4 protein-coding genes are annotated in these 3,851 nt (G+C 53.7%); 2 read left to right on the top strand and 2 right to left on the bottom strand.

Annotated elements, in window-relative coordinates:
* On the bottom strand, nt 1-582 hold a 582-nt coding region (locus Q0526_RS00210; RefSeq protein ID WP_298729694.1), incomplete at its 3' end, for an ATP-binding cassette domain-containing protein.
* Between the two features lie 172 nt (nt 583-754).
* The gene (locus Q0526_RS00205) at nt 755-2,071 is read right to left on the bottom strand and encodes a substrate-binding domain-containing protein (protein WP_298729693.1); all 1,317 of its coding nucleotides are present in this window, start codon (nt 2,069-2,071) and stop codon (nt 755-757) included.
* A 429-nt stretch (nt 2,072-2,500) separates the two neighbouring features.
* Between Q0526_RS00205 and Q0526_RS00200 the strand changes: the two genes are divergently transcribed.
* Together Q0526_RS00200 and Q0526_RS00195 are read left to right on the top strand one after the other, a co-directional pair.
* The gene (locus Q0526_RS00200; RefSeq protein ID WP_298729692.1) at nt 2,501-3,022 is read left to right on the top strand and encodes a hypothetical protein; all 522 of its coding nucleotides are present in this window, start codon (nt 2,501-2,503) and stop codon (nt 3,020-3,022) included.
* A gap of 144 nt (nt 3,023-3,166) precedes the next feature.
* Nucleotides 3,167-3,851, top strand: a 685-nt coding sequence (locus Q0526_RS00195) for a tyrosine-type recombinase/integrase (protein ID WP_298729691.1), incomplete at its 3' end; no start/stop codon positions are given.

Below are 3,851 nucleotides of genomic sequence, written 5' to 3'. Positions count from 1 at the left end.
CAGCATCCGCATCATTTCAAACAGCTTATCGACTTCCTGCACGGTCAGGGAGGAGGTCGGTTCATCCAAAACAATGACCTGGGAATTGTAGGAGATCGCCTTTGCAATCTCGCACATCTGCCGCTGCGAAACAGACATATTGCGCATCGGCTGGGTCAGGTTGACGGTCATGCCCAGTTTACGGAACAATTCGGCCGCCTTGCGTTTCATTTGCCCTTCATCGACAACGCCCATCGAATTGACCGGGTAGCGCCCCAGGAACAGGTTATCAATAACGCTGCGTTCCAGGCACTGGTTCAATTCCTGATGGACCATTGCAATGCCGTTTTCCAGTGCGTCCTTCGGGCCGGAGAAGCTGATCTCCTTACCGTTGAGGTAGATCTTGCCCTCGTCCTTCTGGTATGTACCGAACAGGCACTTCATCATCGTGGATTTGCCGGCGCCGTTTTCGCCCATCAGGCCCATAACAGTGCCGCGCTTCACATCCAGGTTGATGTGATCAAGCACCCGGTTTCTGCCAAACGACTTGCACATGCCGCGAATGGACAAGACGATATCATCTTTCTTCTTCGCTTCTGCCATTCTCGTTACTCCCGTTTATGCGTTTTCATTTTTGGCGCGGCGTAAAGCCCACCAAAAACCGCTATTAGGGAGAATTCCTTCTCCTGAATGGAGAATTCCTTCTCCCTAATAGCAATTGTCATTTCTTTTTAGTGGATAGAAATTACAGGTCCCAGCAACTGGGGCTGAAAAATCACTGGCTCAGCAGGGCAGTGTAGGAAGCGGCGTTGTCGGTCTTGACCATGTTGATGGCAAAGGCGTCATACGCGCTGGGGTTGCTGAGGCGGTTGGTGATGTTGGCCTCGGTCTGGCCGATGTACTCAACCTTCAGGTTCAGCAGATCGTCATAGTTCTGCAGCAGCGGCTGATAGGTGGCGCTCAGGAAGTTGTCGGCCGCATTGTAGATGTCGAGCCAGACGCTCTTCTCAGGATGCGCGGTAGCATCGAGCTGGTTGGAAACAGGCGCGTAGGTCTTGGTGGAGTCGGTGAACTCGGTGTAGTTCTCAGCAGTGACAGCCACGTTCAGGGCGTAGTAGGAGCGGGAAGCTTCGTCGTAGTAGTAGACGTCGTCGCTCAGGACGTTGCCGGCTTCGTCAGCAGTGCCGATACCAGTGTCCATATCCACGCCGTCCAGAGCGTTGCGGATCAGACGCAGGGTCAGGTAAGCCTGAACGTCGGCGTGCTGGCTGATGGTGCCGCCGTAACCATTGGCGATAGCCGCAACAGCGTCCGCGTTGGCGTCATAGCCGAAGGTGGGAACACCGTTGGCCTGAGACCAGGCGTTGAACATCGACATGCCCATGCCGTCGTTGTTGGAAACAACGATGTCGATGGAGTCACCAAAGGAAGCAGCCCAGGTGCCGATGGCGTTGCCGGCAGTGGCAGCGTCCCAAGTAGCACCGGCGGAGTTCTTCATTTCCTGAGAAGCCAGCTCACGGACCGTGTAGGTGGTGCCGTTGACTTCGATGGTGCCATCCTGGACCAGCGTAGAGGTGCCGTCGGTGTTGGTGCCGACAGGATCGCTCACGATGCCGTTGTCACCCGTGACAGCGGTGCCCAGCGCGCTGCGGACGCCGCGGGTACGGGCGATGGAGTCGTTGTGGCCGATGTCGCCGACAGCCAGAACGTAGCCGATGATGCCGTCGCCGTTGCGGTCGATGGTATCAATGTTGGCCTTGATGTAATCCAGAACCATCTGGCCCTGCAGTTCGGCGCCCTGGTTGGCGTCGAAGCCGACGTAGTAGGTGTTGTCATTGAACTGCAGCGCGTTCATATCCAGCTCGCCGGTGGTGGAGTTGGAAGGCTGACGGTTGAACCAGACCAGCGGCTTATCCTTGTTGGCAACGGTGCCGCCCTCGGTAGCAGCAGAAGAGGCGGAGGAGGAAGCTTCTTCCGAAGTTTCGGTGCTCGTGCTTTCCGTAGTGCTGGTGCTTTCGCTGGTAGTGCCACCGCAGGCCGCCAGGCTCAGGGCCATCGCAGCAGCCATGCTCAATGCAAGTGCTTTTCTCATACGTTTTTCTCCTTTTGCTTGATTTCAGATTGGCGGGCCGTTCTGCCGGTCCCGCCTGACACTAATTATACTAAAAGAAAATCGGGGCAAATACAAGATGAAATTTCACTGAAAGAAGTGCAAAAAATTATCCAAACACAACAATATGCCAAAAACATGTGGGTGATATTTGTGCGCAATGCACAATTTCCGTATCAAAAAAATTATCATCATCTGTTTTTTCTTTTGCAAAAGGCGTAAAAAATCCAACCTGTACGGCGCGGCTTTTGGGCCATATCCGGGCAAAGAAACGGATATTTTGGCAGTATTGGCTGCTGTGTACAATGACTCCCGGCCATGGCAGGCAGCCAAGGAAGCGCAGAGAGGGGCGAGAAGGGCAGTCTACGTGAACCGTTTATGTGAATGAAGATAGCCGGGTGGGCTGGTTGTGTGGGCAAGCGCCTGGCCGGAATCACGGTTGGCCGTATTTCCGGCTTTGTGATGGTCCATGGGGCAACAGCAAAAGGTCGGGAGTGCTTGCAGACCATACCGGGCAACGATCGCCGGGTTTCAAGAGCTGGCTGTACCACGACCAACGGGCAGCCCAAAATCAAAAATCACAAAACCGGCCTGAACAACAGACCGATGCCAAAAGTGTTGGCTATTCCAACCGTTCCGTGGGGATACCTTTTTAGTTTTCGTTTGGCAATTGCAGTAGGTCACAGGTACACTGTCAGCCCGATCGTTCATCCACTGGCTGGGAAATTTTCGGCTTTTCCAGCGGGAGGGGGTGCGCTTTGCTTGATAGATAGCATTTCGCTAAATGTAAATTTAGCGAAATGCAGGGGAGTGAGATTTACACCGGCGGTGTCGAAAGCAGGCATTGTTGAAAGTCCAAAAGCGGGGTTGATAACCCATCTTGATAAATATGCGTTCGTATGCAGAAATTGTACAGCCTGTAATTTACTGTAGCCATTCTAAAAACAAAAACTATGTGAAATTGACGGTTTGCACGTCCTCGTGCTACAATAAAAAGCACAAAGAAAAGGCGTCCGGGGCTTTCCCGGACGCGCAAAACCGTTCGATCCATTCAGTTAGTTAAAGGAAGGCATCGCCTTGAGCACCTATATCAATACCACAACACCGGAACAGCACGCGCCTTACCTGGACATTCCAGACGACGTGATCGAGTACCTGCATTACCTGGATTTTGTGAAACTCCGTTCGCCGCGCACGGTGAACGGATACTATCTGGACCTGCGGGGCTTTTTTCGTTATATGATGGTCCAGTGGAACCGCGTGCCCGCCGATACAGAACCCGGCGAGATCGACCTGACCCATATCACAACAGCCGATATTGCCAACGTCACCAAACGGGACATCTTCGGGTATCTGGACTATGTGCGCAGCGCCCAGAACGGCCCCAAGGCCCGCGCCCGCAAACTGAGCGCGCTGAAAGGCTTCTTTCATTATATGGTCACGCAGGTCAACAAGCTGACCCAGAACCCCACCGACACCATCAGTCTGGGCGCACCCAAAAGCGCACTGCCCAAATACCTGACGGAAGAAGAAAGCCTGAGCTTGTTAAAAAATATACAAAGCGATTTCTATGAGCGGGATTTCTGTATCGTCACGCTGTTCCTGAACTGCGGCATGCGGCTTTCAGAACTGGTAGGCATTGATCTGAGCGACTTCCGGGACGATACCATCCGCATTTTGGGCAAAGGCGGCAAGGAGCGGCTCGTCTATTTGAACGACGCCTGCAAGCAGGCGCTTGCCCACTACTGCAAAGCCCGCGCTT

The sequence above is a fragment of the uncultured Subdoligranulum sp. genome (assembly GCF_937890665.1).
This window is presented reverse-complemented; position numbering and strand designations above follow the sequence as displayed.